This is a genomic window from Cupriavidus consociatus, assembly GCF_017814975.1.
Taxonomy (GTDB): domain Bacteria; phylum Pseudomonadota; class Gammaproteobacteria; order Burkholderiales; family Burkholderiaceae; genus Cupriavidus; species Cupriavidus consociatus.
Map to the genome: position 1 here is coordinate 1 of NZ_JAGIQA010000130.1, position 1,148 is coordinate 1,148.

At 67.2% G+C, this 1,148-nt stretch carries 1 protein-coding gene; it reads left to right on the top strand.

The window, feature by feature from the left end:
* Window positions 1–1,148 (top strand): amino acid permease (locus J8I82_RS37715; protein ID WP_209765710.1); only part of this gene is annotated, 1,148 nt, incomplete at both ends.

The following is a 1,148-nucleotide window of genomic DNA, read 5'->3' on the forward strand; positions in this document are numbered from 1 at the left end:
GCGCTGACCGCCGGGCCGGCGCTGACCGTGTCCTTCGTCATCGCCGCGCTGGCGTGCGGCTTTGCCGCGCTGTGCTACGCGGAGTTTGCCTCGGCCATCCCGGTATCGGGATCGATCTATACCTACAGCTACGCCACGCTCGGCGAGATCGTCGCGTGGATGATCGGCTGGGACCTGCTGCTGGAGTACGGGCTGGCCACCTCGGCGGTGTCGGTGGGCTGGTCGGGCTATTTCCAGTCGCTGATGGCGGGCTTCGGGCTGAAGCTGCCGGCGGCGCTGACTGCCGCGCCGGGCGCGGTGCCGGGCGTGGAGACCATGATCAACCTGCCGGCCTGCCTGATCATGCTGGCGATCACCTGGGTCGTGTCGTACGGCGTGCGCGAATCCACGCGCGTGAACAACCTGATGGTGGCCGTGAAGATCGGCGTGGTGCTGCTGTTCATTGCGGTCGGCGTCTGGCACGTGCAGCCGGCCAACTGGGCGCCGTTCGCGCCGTTCGGCTTCAGCGGCATCTTCAATGCGGCGGCGCTGGTGTTCTTCGCCTTTATCGGCTTCGATGCGGTGACTTCGGCAGCGGAAGAAGTGCGCAACCCGCGCCGTGACCTGCCGATCGGCATCATCGGTTCGCTGGCGGTATGCACGGTGCTGTATGTCGTGGTGGCGGCAATCATGACCGGCATCGTGCCGTTCGCCAAATTCGCCGGCGTCGACCACCCGGTGTCGCTGGCGCTGCAATACGCCGGGCAGAACTGGGTGGCGGGCTTTGTCGACCTGGGCGCGATCCTGGGCATGACCACGGTGATCCTGGTGATGACCTACGGCCAGACCCGCGTGATCTTCGCCATGTCGCGCGACGGGCTGCTGCCCCAGCGGCTGTCGTCGGTCCATCCCGTGCATGCGACGCCTTACTTCGCCACCTGGACCGTGGGCCTGATCTTTGCCGCGATTGCCGGCTTCGTGCCGCTGAACGTGCTGGCCGAGCTGATCAATATCGGCACGCTGGCGGCCTTTACGCTGATCTCGGTGGCGGTGCTGGTGCTGCGCAAGACCCGTCCCGACCTGCCGCGCGCATTCCGCTGCCCGGGCGTGCCGGTGGTGCCGCTGCTGGCGATCGGCTTCTGCCTGTTCCTGATGGCGCACCTGCAGGC